Raw genomic sequence first — 20489 nt, 5'->3', positions numbered from 1 at the left:
AGCATTTTTTATTATTTTGAGGGATAAGCTGCCCTGCCTATAGTCGCCCCATATTAGTCGTGTTCCGAGGGATGGGCCGAAATGGATTATTTACCTATGTTTGCCAAGTTGGAAGGCCGCCCGGTACTGCTGGTGGGCGGGGGCGAGGTTGCCCTGCGCAAGGCGCGCCTGCTGCTGGCGGCCGGTGCCCGGCTGACCCTGGTCTCCCCGGAACTTGAACCGGAATTTGCGGAATTCACCGGTCGTTTCACCCATCTTGCGGAGCGTTTCACCCCCGCCCATCTGGCAGGCCAGATTTTGGTGGTGGCGGCGACCGACAACCTCGAAGTCAACGCACTGGTTTATCAGAGTGCCAACCAGCTGGGTCTGTTCGTCAACGTGGTGGATGACCCCAAGCGCTCCAGCTTTATCTTCCCCTCGATCATCGATCGCTCGCCGCTGATGGTGGCGGTTTCCAGCGGCGGCAAGGCGCCGGTGCTGGTGCGCCTGCTGCGCGAGCGGCTGGAGAGCCTGCTGCCGCGCCATCTCGGCGGACTGACCGAGCTCTCCGGCCGGGTCCGTGACAAGGCCAAGCGGGTGCTCTCATCGATTTCCGATCGCCGCCGCTTCTGGGAGCGCGCTTTTGCCTCTAACACTCTCGCCAGCCTGATTGAGAAAGAGGACTGGCAAGGTGCCGAGCAGTGGCTGAGCGATGGCCTCGATCAGGCGAAAAGCGAAGTGGGTGAGGTGGTGCTGGTTGGCGCGGGCCCTGGCGATCCGGGCCTCTTGACCCTCAAGGCGCTGCAACAGATTCAACAGGCTGAAGTAGTGCTCTACGACCAGCTGGTCTCGCCTGAGATCCTCGATCTGGTGCGCCGCGATGCCACTTTGGTGTCGGTCGGCAAGAAGGCGGGTGCCCACAGCGTGCCGCAGGAGGAGACCAATCGCCTGCTGGTGGAATACGCCAAGGCGGGCAACCGGGTGGTGCGGCTGAAAGGGGGCGATCCCTTTATGTTTGGCCGGGGTGGCGAGGAGCTGGAAGTGCTGGCCGATGAAGGCATCCCTTTCTCGGTGGTGCCCGGCATCACGGCTGCTGCCGGTGCTACCGCCTATGCCGGTATTCCGCTGACTCACCGTGATTATGCCCAGAGCGCCGTCTTTATCACTGGCCATTGCCAGAAGGAGGGCAAGGAGCCTGACTGGCAGCAGCTCGCCGCTACCAGTCAGACCCTGGTCATCTACATGGGGCTGATGCGCTCCGAGCATATCCAGCAGCAGCTGGTGGAGCATGGCCGAAGCCAAGCCACCCCCATCGCCATCATCGAGCGCGGCACCACATCCCGCCAGCGGGTGTTGACCGGCACGCTGGCCGACTTGGCCGAGCTGGCCAAACAGGCGGTGAGCCCGTCGCTTATCGTCATCGGTGAAGTGGTTGCCCTGCGTGAGCGGCTCGCCTGGTTTGGAGAAAAAAACGGGGAAAAGAGCGGCCAGCAGCTGCGCGCTAACCCGGATCTCGATGGCTGCGACCTCAAGCTGGTGCAGCTGGCCTGACCCGGAAAAAGATATTTGATGCGGCTGCCAGCGCGGCCGCGAACTGAACCACCCAGCGCCCCGAGCAGGCGCATAAGCTATGACCCGAGGACCAACATGGACCGTGAAAGATTGACGCACTTGCAGCAGCTGGAAGCCGAGAGCATCCATATCATCCGCGAGGTGGCTGCCGAATTTGAAAACCCGGTGATGATGTACTCCATCGGCAAGGACTCCTCCGTCATGCTGCATCTGGCCCGCAAGGCCTTCTATCCGGGCAAGATCCCGTTTCCCTTGCTCCACGTTGACACCGACTGGAAGTTCAAGGAGATGATCAAGTTCCGCGACGAGACCGCCAAAAAGTACGGGCTGGATCTCATCGTCCACAAGAACCCGGAAGGGCTCGCCATGGGCATCAATCCCTTCGTGCACGGCAGCGGCAAGCACACCGACATCATGAAGACCGAGGGGCTCAAGCAGGCGCTCAACAAATATGGCTTCGATGCCGCCTTCGGTGGCGCCCGTCGCGATGAGGAGAAGTCCCGCGCCAAGGAGCGGGTCTACTCCTTCCGTGACAAGTCCCACCGCTGGGATCCGAAGAACCAGCGCCCCGAGCTGTGGCGCGTCTACAACAGCCAGGTCAACAAGGGGGAGAGTATCCGGGTGTTCCCGCTCTCCAACTGGACCGAGCTGGATATCTGGCAATACATCTATCTGGAAAAGATCGACATAGTGCCGCTCTACTTCGCCGCTTACCGTCCGGTGGTGGAGCGCAACGGCATCAAGATCATGGTGGATGACGATCGTATGCCCATCGGCCCGGAAGACGAAGTGAAGCAGGAGCTGGTGCGCTTCCGCACCCTCGGTTGCTACCCGCTCACCGGGGCCATCGAATCCGATGCCACCACCTTGCCGGAAATTATTGAAGAGATGCTGCTCACCACCTCGAGCGAGCGGCAAGGGCGGCTGATTGACCACGATCAGGCCGGCTCCATGGAGCAGAAGAAGCGTCAGGGATATTTCTAAGGAGTCGTCAGCATGAACAGCCATATTCAGACCGCCATCACCGAACAGGGCATCGAAGCCTATCTGCACGCCCAGCAGCACAAGAGTCTGCTGCGTTTTCTCACCTGCGGCAGCGTGGATGACGGCAAGAGCACCCTTATTGGTCGCCTGCTGCACGACTCCCAGCAGATTTATGAAGATCAGCTCAAAGCACTGGAGTCCGACAGCCAGAAGCTCGGCACCACCGGCGAGAAGCTGGACTTGGCACTGCTGGTAGACGGCCTGCAAGCGGAACGCGAGCAGGGCATCACCATCGACGTGGCCTACCGCTATTTCTCCACCGCCAAGCGCAAATTTATCATCTCGGATACCCCGGGGCATGAGCAGTACACCCGCAACATGGCGACCGGCGCCTCCACCTGCGATCTGGCCATCATTCTGATCGACGCTCGCAAAGGCGTGCTGGATCAGACCCGCCGCCACAGCTTTATCGCGAGCCTGCTTGGCATCAAGCAGTTCGTGGTGGCGGTCAACAAGATGGATCTGGTGGAGTTCAGTCAGGAGGTGTTCGAGCGCATCAGTGCCGACTACCGCGAGTTCGCCAAAAAGCTCAGCGTCGACACCATCCATATCGTGCCGGTTTCGGCGCTGGACGGTGACAACGTGGTCAACCAAAGCGACAAGCTGGCTTGGTATCAGGGCGAAACCCTGCTTGCTCTGCTGGAGTCTGCCGAGGTGGAGCGTGAGCTGGAGCGTCATCCGGTGCGCCTGCCGGTGCAGTATGTGAACCGCCCCAACCTCGATTTTCGCGGCTTCGCAGGCACGCTCGCCTCCGGCATCCTGCGGGTGGGCGACAAGCTGGCGGTGCTGCCGTCGGGCAAAGAGAGCACAGTGACCCGCATCGTCACCTTCGACGGGGATCTGGAGTACGCCCTGCCGGGTCAGGCCATCACGGTCACCTTCGCCGACGAGATCGACATCAGCCGCGGCGACCTGCTGGTGGATGCCGCCCAACGTCCGCAAGTGACCCAGAATGTGCTGGCCCATATCGTCTGGATGGGGGAGGAGTCCCTGCAACCGGGCCGGGTCTACGACGTCAAGCTGGCCACCAAGAAGAGTCGCGGTCAGGTGGAGGCTATCCGCCACCGCATCGAGATCAACAAGCTGGACGAACTGCCCGCCAGCGAGCTCAAGCTCAACGAGATCGGCCTGTGCGAGCTGAGCCTCACCGACCCGGTGGCATTCGACCCGTATCAGGAGATCCGCGATACCGGCAGCTTTATCCTGATCGACCGGCTGAGCAACGTCACCGTCGGCGCCGGCATGATAGTGGAAGGCTTGGCCGCCAAGGTAGCCAAAGGTCACTACAGCGAGTTCGAAATCGAGCTCAACGCGCTGGTGCGCAAGCACTTCCCGCACTGGCAAGCGCTGGCCATCGGTAACGACACAAGCAAGGAGTAAGCCCATGACCTGGCAACAATTCCTGGTGCTGGGTCTGCTGGCTGCTCTCGTGGCCCTGCTGATCCAGGGCAAACTCCGCCCGGCGCTGCTCTTCTCGGGCGCCGTGCTCATCACCTACCTGAGCGGGCTGGCGGATATCAATGCCGTGGTGGCGGGCTACACCAACAGTGCCCTGCTGACGCTGGTGCTGTTGCTGCTGGTGTCGCTGGCGGTGGAGAAGACCCGCATCATGAGCTGGTTCGCCAATCTGGTGGGCACGGGTTCATTCAACAAGGTGCTGGTGAAGGTGTGGTTCTCCACCGCCTTCCTGTCGGCTTTCGTCAACAACACCGCCGTGGTGGCCTCCATGCTGGGAGCGGTCAAACGCAACCCCAACCATGCGCCATCGCGGCTGCTGCTGCCCATGTGCTTCGCGGCGACCTTTGGCGGGGTGCTGACCCTGATCGGCACCTCAACCAACCTGATCGTCAACAGCTTCCTCATCAAGATGGGGGCGCCGCCGCTCGGCATGTTCGACTTCTTTATGGTGGGAGCGGGCACCCTGCTGACCGGTCTGGTGGCCGTGCTGCTGTTTGCCCGCCACCTGCCGGAGCAGGATACCGAGATGAGCCGCGAATCCGGCTACTTTCTCGAGGCCAAGGTGGGCGCCGGTTCACCGCTGGCGGGGCGCAGCGTCAAGGAGAACGGCCTGCGCAGCCTGAAAAGCCTCTATCTGGCGGAGATCATTCGCGGCGAGCAGGTGATCTGCCCGGTGCAGCCGGAACACGAACTGCACGAAGGGGACGTGCTGCTCTTTTGCGGCGATGTTGAGAGCGTCGGCGTATTGCAGGAGATGAAGGGGCTGGATCTCTACGGCCAGCACCGCCTCAACGGCCAGCATCTGGTGGAGGTGATCGTCAGCCACAGCTCGCGGCTGGTGGGTCAGACCATCAAGGATGCCGAATTTCGCACCCACTTCGATGCGGTGGTGCTGGCGGTGCGCCGCGGCGAAACCCAGCTCACCGGCGGTCTCGGCCAGATTGAACTGCACGCCGGTGATACCCTGCTGCTGGCCCCCGGCCCCCAGTTTGCCCGCAACAAATCGCTGGGGCGGGAGTTTGTGGTGGTGAGCGGGCTGGAAGCTTCTACCCGCCTCGATGGCAAGCGCAGCGCTGCCGTGGTGCTGGGTTTTCTCGGGGTGCTGGCGCTCTCTGTGTTTGATCTGGTGCCGCTGTTCAAGGGGTTGCTGTTGATGCTGGTGGCGCTGCTGCTCACCCGCATTCTGACCCTGGACGAGATCCGCCGCCGCTTCCCGCTGGATATCTGGCTGGTGGTCGGCGGGGCGCTGGCCATCGCCGATCAGCTGGAAAAGAGCGGACTGGCCAAGCTTATCGCCGACTGGCTGATGGGGGAGTTCAACGGTGCCAGCCCCATCATCGCCTTTATCGGTATCTATGTGTTTACGTTGGTGCTGACCGAGCTGATGAGTAACAACGCCGCCGCCGCGCTGGCCTTCCCCATGGGTTACCAGCTGGCGCTCAGCATGGATGTCTCGACCATGCCGTTTATTCTGGCGGTGCTGTTCGGGGCGAGCTCCAGCTTTATCCTGCCCTACGGCTACCAGACCAACCTGATGGTCTATGCCGCGGGCAACTACAAGATGCCGGACTACCTCAAGCTGGCTCTGCCGGTCTCGCTGGCCTATAGCCTCGGGGTGATTGTGATGGTGCCCCTGCTGTTTCCGTTTTAAGGCGTAAATACCAATCAAGGGGTGTTGGATGAGTAATGCCATGGCATCAGCACGTTGTCGGCTGATAGTCCGAGGCGGCTCCCCGTGGTGCCGGACAGTTTAAGTTTTGAGGCGTGAACGCCAATCAAGGAGTGTTGGATGAGCAATATCGTGTGGCACAAGCATGCCGTCGACAAACAGAGCCGGGCCGAGCTTAAAGGGCAAAAGCCGCTGGTGATCTGGTTTACCGGGCTGTCGGGGGCGGGCAAATCGACCCTGGCGGGGGCGCTGGAGCAGGCGCTGGCGGCACAAGGCAAGCATACCTATCTGCTGGATGGGGACAATGTGCGCCACGGCCTGTGCGGGGATCTCGGCTTCGACGATGCTGCGCGGCAGGAGAATATCCGCCGGGTCGGCGAGGTGGCGAAACTGATGGTGGATGCGGGCCTTATCGTGCTTACCGCCTTTATCTCGCCGTTCCGTGCCGAGCGGGCGCTGGTGCGCAGTCTCTTGGGTGAAGGGGAGTTTGTCGAAGTCTTTGTCGATGCACCGCTCGCCATCTGTGAAGAGCGCGATCCCAAAGGACTTTACAAGAAGGCTAGGGCAGGGGAAATTCGCAATTTTACCGGTATCGACTCCGCCTATGAGGCACCGGAGCAGCCGGAAATCCATCTGCTTAATGCCGGTAAACCGGTGGATACGCTGGTGGAGGAGTTGCTGACCGCCCTGCGGCAGGGGAATTATTTGTAGTTGTTGAGTTGCGCCATTTGATAAAGGGAGCTGGATTGTTATTTCGGCGCGGTTATTCGCGATTGTCCGAATACGCTACGCTATTTGAACCTACGGGCTGGAAACGCCACGCGTTGACAGTCCCTCTTGAGGCGTTTGTTATGTTTATTTTGCGCCGTCATAGATTTTATTTTTAAATGATGCATCATCAAAATCCCGAATGTACTCTATTAAATTAATAATATACTCTTTTACATCTTCTTCATTCACATCATCAAATGATAGCTTTTTCACAAAAAAGACTAATCTAGACCAAGATTTAAAATGCTCTTTAGATAAATCCGCCGCCACGGGCAATAGAGCCGTGATAGCATCAACATCAATTTTGCAATGTTTTTTGAAATCATTACCAACCTTTTCATACACATCATTTCCAGACAAAGCTCTAACTTCATCTCTCAGGCTATTTAAAGTAGCATGATTTTCATTATGATTTTCTCCATAAAAACTGAAAGAAGTTGGAATGGAGTCAAAAGCCCTTAATTTATTGATTGTAAATATTATATATTTCCGCAAGACACGCTCTTTATCTATTTTGTTTTGGTTATCAATTCTCTCTTGCCATTTATTAAATATGGCCAATATTATCAGCAACTCTAAAAACATCCCCGTAAACTCTGGGATAAGACTTCCTTTATAATAATCAATAAAAATATCGCTGTTAACAATTCCATGGCTTAGCAAATAAACTAGTACCAATAAGCAAACCCACATAATATTATTTTTATTTAAGAACCTCATTCTTACCTCTGAATAAACATAACGTTTGGTTAAGGGGCGGGCTTTAGCTCGACCCAGTGAGCGTAGTGAACGATTTGAACCACTGGTTAGATTTTTGGGCTAAACATCTTAAGGGTTCGATCATCATCTTCCGTCCAGTATCGCCTGCACATGCAACCTCTCCTGCAAGCTCGTCGCTCAATCGGAATATTAAGCCCCGCATCTTGCATTGCAAGCCGAAGAGCACCTACAGCCATACTGTATGTATCTATTCCCTCGTCGTCTTCATGGCGTGGGTCATCAAGTATTATTTTTCTCAAGTGCCCCTTGAATGGAAGCTCTCCGCCACTATGGCGGGCTAGAACCATTTGATCGAATTGTCCCAGTACAAAATTTTCTTCTAGATCGTCCTTGTCTTGGAACCAGCGCTGTTTTTCTGATTTACCAGCCCATTTGGTAGGATTTAGTTTTGTTACCCATAGTCGGCCGGTGCCGGTTCTATCTATTAGACCAATATCGAAAACGAAAAGCACTGGGCCGTATACGTTTGCACGGCGCGCACGATGATGAATATCAACGGAGTCGATAAATACATCAAACCAAATACTGTATCGGCGATCGATGTCATCTGATTCCTGAGGCGTTTGGGTTATACCAAGACGCTCTACCGTGCCTCTGGATAGGAGCGCACGTGACCTTAAGAACTGGCATGCGGTCGCAACACTGTTCGCATGGTGCAATTGGTCAACGCCTTTCTCTGAAAGAGCTTCAAATACGTGGCTAGATGGTATGTGCATAGAAAAATCTAACAGTGATTAGATGGAAGGCGGCACTAATCCGTTAGCAGAGCATTTCATATAACTCCGTAACATTTTCACTGTCGCCAAGTAAATATAATCATTAAATCATGATGTTATCCGCTTCTTTCTCGTGCTGGGCATATTCGCTTGACTTCCTCTTTTTATGCCACTGTTACTACTGTATGAAAAAGCATCTCGTCTGTTGGGCTTCGCTACGCTCTGCGCCAACCTACAAAAACCACGCTACCACCCCTGAATTTCCAGCCTCCAGCTTGCTGCTTTTACCTGTGATTTGGCACTGGTTGGCTCATGGCTGACTCCTGCAAGAGGTTGCCAAGCTGCTATGTTACCGAACGGGGCTCAGGTGAAAAGCGCAAGCGGGCCGTTTCCTGAGCAAGATCAATAAATTAATCATTAATGGGTTTAAATGTGGTCACTCAACCGCTTGGGCCCATTAGCGCAGAGGGAAATCGGACAGTGAAGCGGGAGTATCGTCCTCTTGTTGGTGGACACTAAAAAACCCTATGGGCCCTTGGGCCTATAGGGTTTGTCTGAGGTGATGGTTTGGGTAGTGGTTATCTCGCTTGGCGAACCGGCACGGCGCGGGTGGTGGCCACTTCGTAGCGGCTCTGGCTTGTCGGAGCGCCCTTCTGGAACTGGCGTACCAGCCGGTCGAGATCGCTCAACTGGTTGACCAGCTGGGTGATGCCGTGCACGGCGTGCTGGCTGCCGACGCTGGAGTCATCGGCCAGGGTCTTGATGCTGAGCACGTTGCGGTTGATCTCTGCGGTGACGTGGAACTGCTCCTGTACCGCCTGGGCAATCTGGCCGCTGCCGGAGGCCACCTGCTGCAGCATATCGTTGATCTGCTGGAGTATGGTGCCGGTTGCCGAGGCTTTTTGCTGGCAGCTCTCGGAGAGCTGGCAGCCCTTCTCCATCGCCTGCTCTGCATCCCCGGCGCTGGTTTGCAGCTCGGTGATCATCTTCTGGATTTCGCTGGTCGAGGATTGGGTCTTGATGGCGAGCGAGCGGATCTCGTCGGCGACCACCGAGAAGCCGCGGCCCGCTTCGCCAGCCCGTGCCGCTTCGATGGCAGCGTTGAGGGCCAGCAGGTTGGTCTGGTTGGCGATGTTATTGATCACATCGAGGATGCCATCGATATCGCGGCAGTGGCCGACCAGCGCACTGATCACGCTCTTGGAGGTGGTCAGCTCGCTGTTCATACCCGCCACGGCAGCCACGGTTTCGGCCACGCTGTGGTTGCCGCTCTTGAACAGGTCGGCGGTCTCGTCCAGCAGGCTGGAGGATTCGCTGGAGCTCTGTGAAACCTCGCGAATGGATTCCGACATCTCGGTCACGGCGGTCGCTACCTGATTGGTCTCGGCCTGCTGCTGTTGCAGGTTGTCAGTGATGGATTCGGCGTTGCGCAGATCCCCCTCGGCGGCCTGCAGGATCTTGCTGCAAGTCTGTTGGGTGCGGGCCAGCACGGCGTTGAACTCGGCCTGATTCATCACCATCGAGAGTTCGATGGCGGCGATATTGTCCACCTTGTTGGTGTAGAGCAGCTGCATCAGCGGGTTGTCAAAGCGGCTGCGGGCCATCTTGTTGAGCTTGCCGAGGCGGCGGGAGAGGGCATTCAGGGTGATGGCCGCTATCGCCAGCGGCAGGGCGACCAGCGCCAGTTGCCAGTTCATGTCGTGGTTGTAGCCCAGCGCAAACATGGCGAGCAGGCTCAGCAGCAGACAGAAGTTGATGGTCAGGGTATGGGAGAAGGTGGGCAACTTGAGTGCCAGCGGCAGCTTGTTATTGCGCAGGTCGGCATAGACCTTCTCGGCCCGCTGTTTGATCTCCTCGCTCGGGGCGGTGCGCACCGACTGATACTCCACCACCCGGCCGCTGGCATCCTTGATGGGGGTGACAAAGGCGCTGACCCAGTAGTGATCGCCACTCTTGCAGCGGTTCTTCACCGGTCCCATCCAGCTCTTGCCTTCGCGGATATGGTTCCACAGATCGGCAAAGGCCTGTTTCGGCATGTCAGGATGACGTACCAGATTGTGGTGTTCCCCCACCAGCTCGTCGAGCTGGAAGCCTGCTATCTCGCAGAACTCATCGTTGGCGTAGGTGATGCGGCTCTCCAGATCCGTGGTGGAGATCAGGCTCTGGTGGTCTGGATAGAGACGTTCTCTTTGGGTAACCGGTTGATTGATTCTCATGGCCTTACTCCCGAGCTGTGATGGTTAGATTTTGATCTGCATCAAGACATCTGCAAGGGGTGGGCCAGCTGGCAAAAGCTAATGATTGATATGTTATTAGTGCCGTTTTGGCAGGAAAAGACCGTTGCTGTTTGCAATATGCAACGGAGCAGACGGGGTGTGCCTCTGCGGCATCTGCAATTTGCAACCTATTCTGGACAAGCCCATAAGCTTGGAGCCAGCAGCTTGATGCGAAGGAGCCATGAACCGACGGGGCATCAGCTGCCCCGCCAGAGATCAGGGGAGAGGGTCGGGAGCGGGTGAGGAGGGGGCGCTGACGAGCTGCATCACTTCAATCTGGATCCCCTGCACCAGCACGGTTTTCAGATCCTGCAGGTACTCCTCCAGCGGCGACTCTTGCAGCAGCTGGGCAAGCTCGTTGCCCACCGGGGTGAGGCGGTAGTAGAGCAGGGTGATGTTGTTCTGCTTGCACTGCAGTCGCCAGCGCTGGTTGCCGAACTCCAGCTCGACCCCATCGGCGGGCAGCGGGCCGGACTCCAGCTCCGCGCGATGCAGCAGCCCGAGCTCAAACAGTTGCAGCAGGGCGTTGTAGGGCAGTCGGTATTTGCCAAGGCCAAGGCGCGTTGCCTTGGCACGACTCAGCAGGCTGGCCCCCTTGTGCAGCCCCAGCAGCAGTCGCTGCTCGTCGCTGCCGGTGTAGTGGCAAGTCAGTGAGCAGATACGTTGGAACAGCTGGGCCTCGCGCTGGGTCATCTCTTTGAGGGTGGCGAGCGCCCGAATGGAGAAGCGGCCCGGGGTGGCGACTTCCAGCGCGAAGATCCGCCCCCACAGCTGCTGCATCGGCACCATGCTGATATCTTCCGCCAGTTGCAGGAAGCGGGTCAGCCAATCACTGTCCATCTCGCCGCCAGCCGCGGTCTCTTCGCAGTGGCGGGAGGCCATCACCATGATGGCTTCCAGATTGCGCTGGCGGGCGGCCTGATCCGCCAGATGGCGAAAGGTGGCGCGCTGCTCGAAGGTGCTGTCGGTATTGCGGGTGAGCATGCCGTCGATGCCGCGGCTGCGGGCCAGGCGCAGGGTCTGCTCCTGGCTGCTCAGGATCGAACTCTCTTTTTTCGGGGGGGGGAGGTCTGCCATGCTGACTCCATTCGCACAGGTTCTGGAGCTGAATGTTACTCCAACCGGGATGCCAAGATAACAAAGCGGCCTCCGTGGAGGCCGCTTTTTTTGCAACGGGAGGATTACTCCTCGTAGACGCTCACCTCGACCGCTTCCATCGAATAGGAGGCGGTGGCCATCTCGTGGCTGGAGCTGACCGTGCGCATCTTGCCCTTTACCCAGATGGCATCCCACAGATCATCCACCGGTGCACCCTTGGGGTAGCTCACATAGATCACCTGATTGGTGGGGGGCGGCGGCACATGGATGCAGGCGCCGAAGTAGGGTACCAGCAGGAAGGCGGTGATCTTCTTGGCATCCCCTTCCAGCGGCACTACGAAGCCCGGAATGCGCACATCCTGGTTGTCCAGCTTCTTGTTTACCCCACCCACCGGTTGCGGAACCGACATGGGATCTTCGTGATTGACCTGGGGCGGTGGCAGCAGTTTCTCCCCTTCCGGGATGAGCACATCCCAGTCGATGGTCTTGTAATCGGCGGCCAGGGCGGGCAGCACCAGCAGGCTGGCGAGCAGCGCCACAATTTTCCACTTCATCATCTGTCCTTCTGTTTCTATTTTTGGGCGTCTCGCTAGACGCGAATGCTCATGCCATCGCTCAGGCTGTAGCGGTAAGCGCGGGCAGCAGGGAGCAGGCCGATCACCATGCCTGCCAGCCAGACTATCCCCAGCAACTGCCACTCGTAGGTGCTCGGCAGCCCCAGACTCAGTTGCAGGCCATAGTGGCTGAGCAGCCAGGGCGAGGCAAGCCCCTGCCCCAGATAGAGCACGGCGACCCCGAGAGCAATGCCGACCGTGGTCAGCGCCATCGCTTCCAGCGCCAGCAGCAGGAACAGGTGGGCAGGGCCTGCGCCGAGGGATCGCAAGATGGCGAGCTCCCGGCGCCGCTCGTTAAGCCCCGCCAGCAGGGTAGTCAGCATGCCGATAAGGCCCGCTACCACCACAAAACCGGCGATGACCGAGAGAGCGGTTTCCGCCACGCTCATCAGGCTCCACAGCTCCTGCAGGGCGGCCCCCGGCAGGATCGCCATCAGCGGCTCTTTGGGATAGGTGTTGACGCTGCGCTGCAGCTGGAACGCCAGGATCCGGTTGCTCAAGCCCACCATAAAGGCGGTGATGGTTTTCGGGGTGAGATCCTGCGCCAGCGCCTGCTCCGGCGTCACGTTCTTGCTGTGGCGGCCGGTGTCCCAACCGAGATGGATCGCCTCGATCCCCGCCAGCGGCACATGGATGGTGCGATCGATGGGCGTGCCGGTCGGCGCCAGAATGCCCACCACCTTGAATGGCAGGTTGTCGTGCTGGCTGAACGAGGTGTTGCCAGCGCCGTGGGCGATAACGATGGATTGGTCGAGGTGATAGCCGAGCTTCTCGGCCACCTGAGCGCCGAGTACCGCTTCAAACGGCGTGTCGAACGGCCGTCCTTCGCGCAGTTGCAGCGATTGCTGCTGACCGTACTTCAGGTGGGTGAAGTAGTCGCCATTGGTGCCGAGCACCCGAAATCCCTTGTGGGAGTCACCAAGGGAAAGCGGGATGGTCCAGGCAACGCCCGGTTTCTGTTTGATGGCTTGATAAGAGTCCCACCCCACGTTGTTGGTGGGGTTGCCGATGCGAAACACCGAGTAGAGCAGCAGGTTCACCTGACCGGAGCGGGCGCCGACGATGAGATCGGTCCCCGAGACGGTGTTGGAGAAACTTTCGCGGGCCTGAGTACGCACCCGCTCCACCCCGAGCAGCAGGGTGACGCTGATGGCGACGGCCAGCAGGGTGAGCCCGGCGGTAAGGCGGCGGGCCCAGAGACTTTGCAGGGCGAGCTTTAGCACGTAGCCCTCCGGTTAAGTTGTTGCAGGTTTTCCACCCGTGGGAACAGGGGTTCGAGATAAGGGTCGTGACTGACGAAGATCAGGGTCGAGCCCTGCTTGTCGCACTCCTCGAACAGCAGCTTGATAAAGGCCGCCCGGTTATCGGTGTCGAGGGCCGAGGTGGGCTCGTCGGCGATCACCAGTGGCGGCGAGCCGATCAGCGCCCGTGCGGCAGCAACCCGCTGCTGCTGGCCGATGCTGAGGGCATGGACGGGGCGATGCAGTGCGTCATCCGGCAGTTGCAGCTCCGCCAGCAGACGGCGCGCCTCCTGCTCCGGACTCCCTTGCAGGCGAGCCCGTTTGGCGGGCGAAAAGGTGAGGGCAGCGGTCACGTTGTCCTGCACCGAGAGAAAAGGCAGCAGATTGAACTGCTGGAAGATATAACCCAGATTGGCCGCCCGGAAGTGGTCACGGGCACGGCCAGAGAGCCGGGCCAATGGTTGGCCCAGCACCTCCAGGGTGCCGTGGTTGGCGGTCTGGATCCCGGCCAGCAACCCGAGCAGGGTCGACTTGCCAGAGCCCGACGGGCCCTTGATAAAGACCCGCTCACCCTCGCGGATGGTGAGGGCGGGCAGATCGAGTACAGCGTCGCCACCTGGCCAGGCAAAGGCCAGATCGCGGATCTCAACCACGGCTTTTTTCATGGCGTTACCAGCTCAGCTTGTTGGCGGACGGGGTCAGCTCGCCAGCGGTCTGGCCAGTAGGCAGGATGCCCTGCACGCTCAGCTTCTCAAGGCTCGGATAGACGCTGAATAGGGTCGCCTCAAGGCCGGTCAGTTTGGCCGGCGTGGCGCAGGTGTAGGTGTACATGGCGCCCATATCGGCGTGACCCGCTTCGTCATGATCATGGTGGTTTTCATGTTTGTCGCTGGTAGCCTTGTCATGGTCATGGTCATGGTCATGGTCATGGTCATGGTCATGGTCGTGCTCTTCTTTGGCGGCTTGCAGCTCCTGCTGGGTCAGTTTGCAGCCAGCGGCCGGGTCGAAGCGGAACAGGGCATCAGGCTGCTGGAGGCGGGCGATAGCCTTGGCATATTGCGCCTTCTCTTCATCGCTTTTGGCTGCGTGCTCGAAGCCTACCAGATCGGCGGCAGGGGCCTGCAGCTCGATCATCAGCTGGTCGCCATCGACCACCAGATTGAGGTGGCCGTGGCCATGCTCGTGGGCGCCGTGGCTGTGGCTCTCGTGTTCGTCGTGATTTGCGTGTGCGCCAAAGGCCGCTGCGGCCAGCAACAGAGTAACTGCTTTCATCTTTAATCCTTTTTCAAAACAAATAGCGAAATTAAACAAAGGGATAGAGAAAAGCAGAGGCGGGCGGCGCACGGATGGCATAGCTGTGAAGCGTGGCGGTATTTGCCGAGCGTTGCATTATTGCAACAGCGGGCAAAACAGAGGTCGAACTGGGGAAACAATAGGGGGTAGCGGTGATGACCTGCTTGCCATCCAGATGGAGGGCGCAGACCAGACAGTGATGGTCGTCGTGGCCGGGCAGGGCGGATTCAAACTGGTGCCGGGCAAGGGCAGGCTGCAGCCATAACCAGCCCAGCAGCAAGATCCAGATTTTCAGCTTGATACGACCCATAGACCCTTATGGAAAGGGCGCTATCAGCGCCCTTTCTCTCTGACTTAGAGATGGGACTTGATGAGCCCCATCACGGTAGCAATATTGTTGGCATCGAGCTGGCCATCTTTGGCAAACAGCACCTTGCCCTCTTTATCCAGCAGGATGATCGCCGAGCTTTCCGGCGTCAGATCCCAGGCGTTGCGCGCCATGCCCTTGGCATCCAGCACCATGGCGGACCAGGGGAACTCTTTCTTGCTGTCCTCGGCACTGCTCTTCACGAAGCCGGAGGTGCCCCAGATGGCGTCATTGCTGTTGATGACGGTAACGGTCTGGTACTTGTCTTGCGGCAGTTTGGCGGCCTTGATCGCCTCGATCATCGGGGCGTTCAGCTCCTTGGCACTGGAGCGACCGGCAATATGCTGGATCAGGAACACCTTGCCGGTGAGCGAGGTGCTCTGCCACGGCTGGTAGCCGATCTCCTTGCCATTCAGTACCAGCTCACCCTTGTCGCTGACATTGACCAGCGGCACCGAGTTGCCATCCTTGAAGTTGTGAGCAAAGACCAGATATGGCAGCAGCGCCAAAGTAAGTACGAGATGTTTCATCCTGATGACACTCCATTTGTTATGTTATAACGAGTTTCGGATTGAGGGAATGGGCGAGCTTCATCCTAAACTGATCGGATCTGTTTAAAAAGTGTTAAATAAGATCGCAATTCAGAAGCGTCGGCGCCCCGCCAGTCAGGTGGTTGGCTGGCAAGGGCGGCTAGGATGGCATGACATCGATAAAAATCAATGAATTGGCTGCTGGTCTGAGCTGTCTGCGTCAGTAGAGCGATTCGCTGATGAGGGGGATCTTGGCCATGGTCATCTGCTGGGCCAGCAGGGACGAGCCGGTCAGCAGCACATGGCGCTGATTGTTGATCACCACCACATCACCGGGTACGCCACTGTCTGCCGTAATGGCCAGCCAGGCAGGGGAGACGCTACCGATGCTGATATCCGGATAGATGATGCTGAGCACATATTGCGGCGCCAGCTCCGCCAGCAGGCTGGCCATCAACAGCGCCTTCTCGTCGCTGTCGGCCTTGTTATCCTGCAACGCTTGCAGCGGCGGTGCGAAGTGATCCAGCTGCTCCGGCTGGGTGGGGATGGCGTTCAGCCACTCCTGCAGCAGGCTGACGCTGGTGGCGAGATCCTTGGCCGCAAATTGCTGCGCCAGCGGCTTGAGGTGCCCTTTGAAGTGGTAGAAGAGCTGGGAGTAATCGGGTCGCACGCATGGCAGTTTGCGATTGGCAGGATGGACGCAGGGGATCACCCTCATCTGGTAGAAGGCATCCTCCTGATACTGCTGGTAGGCTTGCCAGAACAGCATCGACTCCATGCTGTCGTCCCGCAGGGTGAAGGCCTGCTCCAGATTGCGAAATTTGGTCGCGGTCTCTGGGCTGCTCTGATTGATCAGGTTGATGCTGTTGTAGAGCCGCGGGCTGATGTAGGCGTAGAGGGTCTCCAGCGGATTGGTGAGGGAAGCCTTCAGCAGGCTCATCTCGTGGCGACTGGCGGCCATCACCTGATCGTCGGTGGTCAGCTGGAAGTGCTTGCGCTGGCCATCGGTGGATTGCCACTGCCAGCTCATGTTGATTTCGCTGGCGTTGCTTGTAGCACCAAGAGTGGTGCAGAGAGTGAGGCTGAGCAACAGCGCGGGGGTCAGCTTCATGGTGGTGCTTCCTGCCGTGGACGATAATTAACAACTAGGTGAGCTGGCACCACTTTGGTGATGTTTCGTTTTGTGATCTGGATAACAGATTGATGTGACTTTTAATTTAATTGTGAAATTAAGTCACTCTGGAGGGGTTATGAAGCCTTGGATCATAGTGCTGTCAGGGCTGCTCAGCCTGCCAGCCATGGCGGGTCAGGTGATCGTCAACAAGGGGATGTCCATTGCGGATACCTTTGCCCTGCGCGATCAGCTGGCACGCGAGCACGAATGGCAGGAGTGGCTGCGCTACCAGCAGGCCATCAAGTGGCTGGAGGTGTTGCCGGTCAACTGCGAGCTGATGAGCCAGCCGGGCGGCGGCTATCGCTGTGGCGGTGATTACTATCGGCCTTACCAGAAAGATGGCCGTGAAATATACATTCAGGGCAATCCTGCCGAAGATGCGGCCGGTCAGCTGCCGCAAACACCGACAAAAAAGGCGCCATAAGGCGCCTTTTTTACAAGCGAAGTGACGCTTACTTGGCAGCGTAACGTTCGGCAGAGGTCTTGATCTCGGCTTCGGCAGCGGCCTTGTCGCCCCAGCCTTCCACCTTGACCCATTTGCCCGCTTCCAGCTCTTTGTAGCGCTCGAAGAAGTGCTGGATCTGGGCTTTCAGCAGTTCCGGCAGATCGTTCACATCCTGGATGTGGTCGTACTGCTTGGTCAGCTTGGAGTGTGGTACTGCAACGATCTTGGCATCTTCGCCAGATTCGTCGGTCATCTTCAGCACGCCAACCGGGCGGCAGCGAATGACGGAACCGGCCAGCAGCGGGTAGGGGGTCGGAACCAGTACGTCGACGGGGTCACCATCCAGAGAGAGGGTCGCGTTCACGTAGCCGTAGTTACACGGATAGAACATCGGGGTAGACATGAAGCGATCGACGAAAATAGCACCGCTGTCCTTGTCGACTTCGTATTTGATCGGGTCGGCATTCTGCGGGATTTCGATGATGACATAGATATCGTCGGGCAGGCTCTTGCCGGCCGGTACCAGGTTCAGGCTCATGATAATTCCTTCGTTGTTAGTATCAGGTTTGCAGGCCGATATTATAGCGATGTGATGTTAAATGACCATATTTCAGCGGATATCGCTAACAAAGAAGGGGGATGTTTCCGCTTTGCGGCACTTTGATGTGTGCGGGATGCAACAAAACGGCTGTTTTGATGCCCTGCCGCTGACCTTGGTCACCGGCAGGGCATGTGGAGTTGCGAGCAAAGGGGGTCAGAGCGAGTAGGGGAGTCTCGACTCGTTGACCAGTCGCGACAGGGCTGTCACTACATGAGGGTCAAACTGGGTGCCGGAGCGGGACTGGATATACTCCATGGTCTGCGCCAGCGTCCAAGGCTCCTTGTAGGGGCGCTTGCTGAGCAGGGCATCGAATACATCGACTACCGCCACAATCCGCGCCGACAGCGGGATCTGCTGACCAGCCAGCTGCTGCGGGTAGCCCTTGCCATCGAAGTGTTCATGGTGGCCCCGAGCGATTTCGGCGCCGAGAGAGAGGTAGCTGGTTCCCTCCACCATTTCACCCGCCTTGTGCAGGATATTGGCGCCGATACCGGCGTGCTGCTCCATGATGGCCCGCTCTTCCGGGTCGAAACGCCCCGGCTTGTGCAGGATATGGTCCGGGGTGCCCACCTTGCCTACATCGTGCAGGATGGAGGCCATGCCGATCATCTCGACAAACTCCGGGGTCAGCTGCTCAGGATAGGCCGCCATCTTCTTCAATTCGGCCACGATGGCATCCGAGAGCTTCTGTACCCGCAAGACATGCTCGCCGGTATCGGAGTCGCGAAACTCCGCCAGCGCCGCCAGTGCCACCACGGTGGCCTCTTGGGCGCGCAGCAACTGGTTGTAGAGATAGAGGTTGTCGTAGGCCGCCGAGATGCGCTGGCAGAAGACATCCAGCAGATCGCATTCGAGGGGATCGAGAGGCTGGGTCGGGGTAAAACTCAACACGAACTCGCGACCATTCTGGGCGGCGATATAGAGGGAGTCCTGCGGGTGTTCAAAGCGGTTGCTGCGCGCCGCCAGTGCCTTCAGAACCGAGTCATTGAGGGTGGGGAAGTCGGTGATCTTGCCATCATCCAGCAGAGTCTCGTAGTCGCCGGTGGCGGCGAGGATCTCCAGCCCCTGTTCGCCGGGACGGCGCTCGGCGCAGATGGCCCCTTCGGTGCCCACATCGAGAATGGCGCTGATCTGTTTCAGCACGCCGGAGGCAAACTCCTTGAGTGAATGAAGATGGTAGAGATCGCCCGCCCCTTCCAGAATTTTGCCGAGCCCCTGACGGCTCTTGTCGATGGCACTGAGGGTTTCGTATGAACGCAGGGATGCGATGACAGTGGTGTAAAGCTTTTGTACCGTCAGCTCGGTCTTGGTCTTGTAGTCATTGATGTCGTAATCGAGGATCACCCGCTGCTCGGGGGCTTGGCCGGGTTGGCCGGTACGCAGTACGATCCGCACCAGCGAGTTGTGCATTTCGTTGCGGATCCGGTGCACCAGCCGCAGACCTGCGTCTTCGGTCTCCATCACCACATCGAGCAGGATCAGCGCAATCCTGGGATTGGCCTCCAGCATGCGGCCAGCTTCGGCGCCGCTGTAGGCATTGAGTAGCTCCAGCGGACGGGATTTGTAGTGAATGTTGGAGAGGGCTAGGCGGGTGGCATGATGGATATCCGGCTCATCATCCACGATCAGCACTTGCCATGGGTTGAGTGCCTTGGGGACCACGACCTCCTCATCATCGAGTTCGATGATGTCGTCGTCCAGCAAGATATCGTCCTTGTCTTGGGCACTGCTCATATCGGTTACGCCTCCGGCGCTCAATGAGTATGTGAACAGTATGCACGATCACATCCGCTCGGATCATCAGGATAAGTAGATATCGTGAGCTGGCTCCGCCTCTTTATCGCTACTCGAAAGGTTCCAGATACCCCTGGATCGACTTCTTCAACCAGGCCAACACCTTGCCGTGATAGGCGTTTTCCGCCAGATAGACCCCGTAATCCCGCCATTGCAGGCTGAACTTGTGTTTCAGAGTCAGCAGGGAGCCTTGTCGCAGCTGGCTCTGGATCAGTGGCGAGGGGAGCACCGCCCAGCCCAGACCGTCCAGCACCGCATTGCGCATCAACTCGAAGCTGGAGAGACCGATATGCTGGCCTCCCACAGGTAACAGGCTTTTTACAGAAAATTCATCTACATACGAGAGGGTAACCTGGGTGTGATCGGTCAGATCCTGCTGTTTGACCCGCTTCAGTCCGGCCAGCGGATGGCTGGGGGCCACCACCATCAGGGTGCGGATCGGGTTGAGCACGTCGATATTGAGGCCGCTGCGCTCCTGATCTTCGGTAATAAGGCCAAAAGCGGCATCGACGAATCCCTCTTCCACCAGCGCCGGCAGTTCGGGCGGAGAGGCGAGCACTAGCGAGATACTGGTGCCGGGAAACTGATTGTGCAGGCTGGCCAGCATCTCGCGCCACACCGGTTCGGGAATCGCGTCATCGCGGGCGACTCGCAGCGCCACTTCGGCCCCCGAGGCGTAATGTTTGCACTTCTGCTGCAGGCTGTTGGCTGCCTGCAGCAGGCGGGTGCAATCATCCAGCACCAGCTCGCCGATCTCGGTCAGCCGACTCTGATTGGCACCTCGTTCAAAAAGTTCGACGCCAAGCTCAACTTCCAGCGCCGCGATGGAGGTGCTGACGGCGCTGCGGCTTTTGCCGAGACGACGGGCGGTGTTGGCAATAGAGCCGCTATTGGCGGACTCTACAAAGAGTTCTATCTGATATAGCTTCATGTTTTACAGGCTGTGGCGGAGTTTTTCACCATCACCTTAGCGTGCCGAACCAAGGCAAGGCAAACCTGTGGCGTCGGAATAATCGACGCTGAGCGATTGTCGCGAGTTGCTTCTCCCCGTTTACCATCTCTCCCGT

Annotated in this window: 20 protein-coding genes; 6 read left to right on the top strand and 14 right to left on the bottom strand. The window is 58.4% G+C overall.

Annotated elements, in window-relative coordinates; translation table 11 throughout:
• Positions 1-81: 81 nt before the first annotated feature.
• From cysG to cysC, 5 genes are all read left to right on the top strand, one after another.
• Complete coding sequence (cysG, locus tag OKC31_RS06305) at positions 82-1530, top strand: siroheme synthase CysG (RefSeq protein WP_270656541.1); 1449 nt, start codon at positions 82-84, stop codon at positions 1528-1530.
• A 96-nt stretch (positions 1531-1626) separates the two neighbouring features.
• Complete coding sequence (gene cysD / locus OKC31_RS06300) at positions 1627-2535, top strand: sulfate adenylyltransferase subunit CysD (RefSeq protein ID WP_100645123.1); 909 nt, start codon at positions 1627-1629, stop codon at positions 2533-2535.
• A gap of 12 nt (positions 2536-2547) precedes the next feature.
• The gene (gene cysN, locus OKC31_RS06295) at positions 2548-3975 is read left to right on the top strand and encodes a sulfate adenylyltransferase subunit CysN (protein ID WP_270656540.1); all 1428 of its coding nucleotides are present in this window, start codon (positions 2548-2550) and stop codon (positions 3973-3975) included.
• A 4-nt stretch (positions 3976-3979) separates the two neighbouring features.
• Positions 3980-5704: an SLC13 family permease gene (locus tag OKC31_RS06290; RefSeq protein WP_005354701.1), complete on the top strand. Its 1725-nt coding sequence runs from the start codon at positions 3980-3982 to the stop codon at positions 5702-5704.
• Between the two features lie 138 nt (positions 5705-5842).
• Entirely contained in the window at positions 5843-6433 is a 591-nt protein-coding gene (gene cysC / locus OKC31_RS06285; protein WP_270656539.1) for an adenylyl-sulfate kinase, read from the top strand.
• A 144-nt stretch (positions 6434-6577) separates the two neighbouring features.
• Here cysC and OKC31_RS06280 read toward each other — a convergent pair whose 3' ends face one another.
• The 11 genes from OKC31_RS06280 to OKC31_RS06230 all read right to left on the bottom strand — a co-directional run bounded on the left by OKC31_RS06280 (position 6578) and on the right by OKC31_RS06230 (position 16519).
• Positions 6578-7213 carry a hypothetical protein gene (locus OKC31_RS06280; RefSeq protein ID WP_270656538.1) on the bottom strand — a complete coding sequence of 212 codons (636 nt, stop codon included), beginning with the start codon at positions 7211-7213 and terminating at the stop codon, positions 6578-6580.
• A gap of 86 nt (positions 7214-7299) precedes the next feature.
• Positions 7300-7989, bottom strand: coding sequence for a hypothetical protein (locus tag OKC31_RS06275; protein ID WP_270656537.1), 690 nt, complete (start codon positions 7987-7989; stop codon positions 7300-7302).
• A 578-nt stretch (positions 7990-8567) separates the two neighbouring features.
• The gene (locus OKC31_RS06270) at positions 8568-10205 is read right to left on the bottom strand and encodes a methyl-accepting chemotaxis protein (protein ID WP_270656535.1); all 1638 of its coding nucleotides are present in this window, start codon (positions 10203-10205) and stop codon (positions 8568-8570) included.
• Between the two features lie 276 nt (positions 10206-10481).
• On the bottom strand, positions 10482-11342 hold the full coding sequence (locus OKC31_RS06265; protein ID WP_005335692.1) for a TIGR03899 family protein: 861 nt from the start codon (positions 11340-11342) through the stop codon (positions 10482-10484).
• A gap of 104 nt (positions 11343-11446) precedes the next feature.
• Entirely contained in the window at positions 11447-11920 is a 474-nt protein-coding gene (locus OKC31_RS06260; protein WP_026034852.1) for a DUF3299 domain-containing protein, read from the bottom strand.
• Positions 11921-11952: 32 nt separating this feature from the next.
• Complete coding sequence (locus OKC31_RS06255; protein WP_270656533.1) at positions 11953-13200, bottom strand: ABC transporter permease; 1248 nt, start codon at positions 13198-13200, stop codon at positions 11953-11955.
• Positions 13194-13883, bottom strand: a complete 690-nt coding sequence (locus OKC31_RS06250; RefSeq protein WP_042063153.1) for an ABC transporter ATP-binding protein — start codon at positions 13881-13883, stop codon at positions 13194-13196. The genes OKC31_RS06255 and OKC31_RS06250 overlap by 7 nt, the downstream gene beginning before the upstream one ends.
• Positions 13884-13887: 4 nt before the next feature.
• Positions 13888-14490 carry a DUF2796 domain-containing protein gene (locus OKC31_RS06245; RefSeq protein ID WP_270656532.1) on the bottom strand — a complete coding sequence of 201 codons (603 nt, stop codon included), beginning with the start codon at positions 14488-14490 and terminating at the stop codon, positions 13888-13890.
• 31 nt (positions 14491-14521) lie between these two features.
• The gene (locus OKC31_RS06240) at positions 14522-14821 is read right to left on the bottom strand and encodes a DUF2607 family protein (protein ID WP_204385066.1); all 300 of its coding nucleotides are present in this window, start codon (positions 14819-14821) and stop codon (positions 14522-14524) included.
• A gap of 44 nt (positions 14822-14865) precedes the next feature.
• Positions 14866-15408, bottom strand: a complete 543-nt coding sequence (locus tag OKC31_RS06235) for a YtfJ family protein (protein ID WP_270656530.1) — start codon at positions 15406-15408, stop codon at positions 14866-14868.
• 220 nt (positions 15409-15628) lie between these two features.
• Positions 15629-16519 (bottom strand): hypothetical protein, encoded by an 891-nt coding sequence (locus OKC31_RS06230; protein ID WP_043821720.1) that lies wholly within the window; start codon positions 16517-16519, stop codon positions 15629-15631.
• 139 nt (positions 16520-16658) lie between these two features.
• Between OKC31_RS06230 and OKC31_RS06225 the strand changes: the two genes are divergently transcribed.
• The gene (locus OKC31_RS06225; protein ID WP_270656529.1) at positions 16659-17006 is read left to right on the top strand and encodes a hypothetical protein; all 348 of its coding nucleotides are present in this window, start codon (positions 16659-16661) and stop codon (positions 17004-17006) included.
• A gap of 28 nt (positions 17007-17034) precedes the next feature.
• On the opposite strand, the gene ppa is transcribed toward OKC31_RS06225, so the two are convergent.
• From ppa to OKC31_RS06210, 3 genes are all read right to left on the bottom strand, one after another.
• On the bottom strand, positions 17035-17565 hold the full coding sequence (gene ppa, locus OKC31_RS06220; protein ID WP_005335667.1) for an inorganic diphosphatase: 531 nt from the start codon (positions 17563-17565) through the stop codon (positions 17035-17037).
• A 216-nt stretch (positions 17566-17781) separates the two neighbouring features.
• On the bottom strand, positions 17782-19362 hold the full coding sequence (locus OKC31_RS06215; protein ID WP_201939161.1) for a DUF3369 domain-containing protein: 1581 nt from the start codon (positions 19360-19362) through the stop codon (positions 17782-17784).
• A 109-nt stretch (positions 19363-19471) separates the two neighbouring features.
• Entirely contained in the window at positions 19472-20353 is an 882-nt protein-coding gene (locus OKC31_RS06210; RefSeq protein WP_021229560.1) for a LysR family transcriptional regulator, read from the bottom strand.
• Positions 20354-20489: the final 136 nt, after the last annotated feature.

Source organism: Aeromonas sp. Y293-4, from assembly GCF_027705905.1.
Classification (GTDB): Bacteria; Pseudomonadota; Gammaproteobacteria; order Enterobacterales; family Aeromonadaceae; genus Aeromonas; species Aeromonas veronii.
The sequence above is the reverse complement of the archived record's forward strand: the minus strand, read 5'-3'. Positions and strand labels throughout refer to the sequence as shown.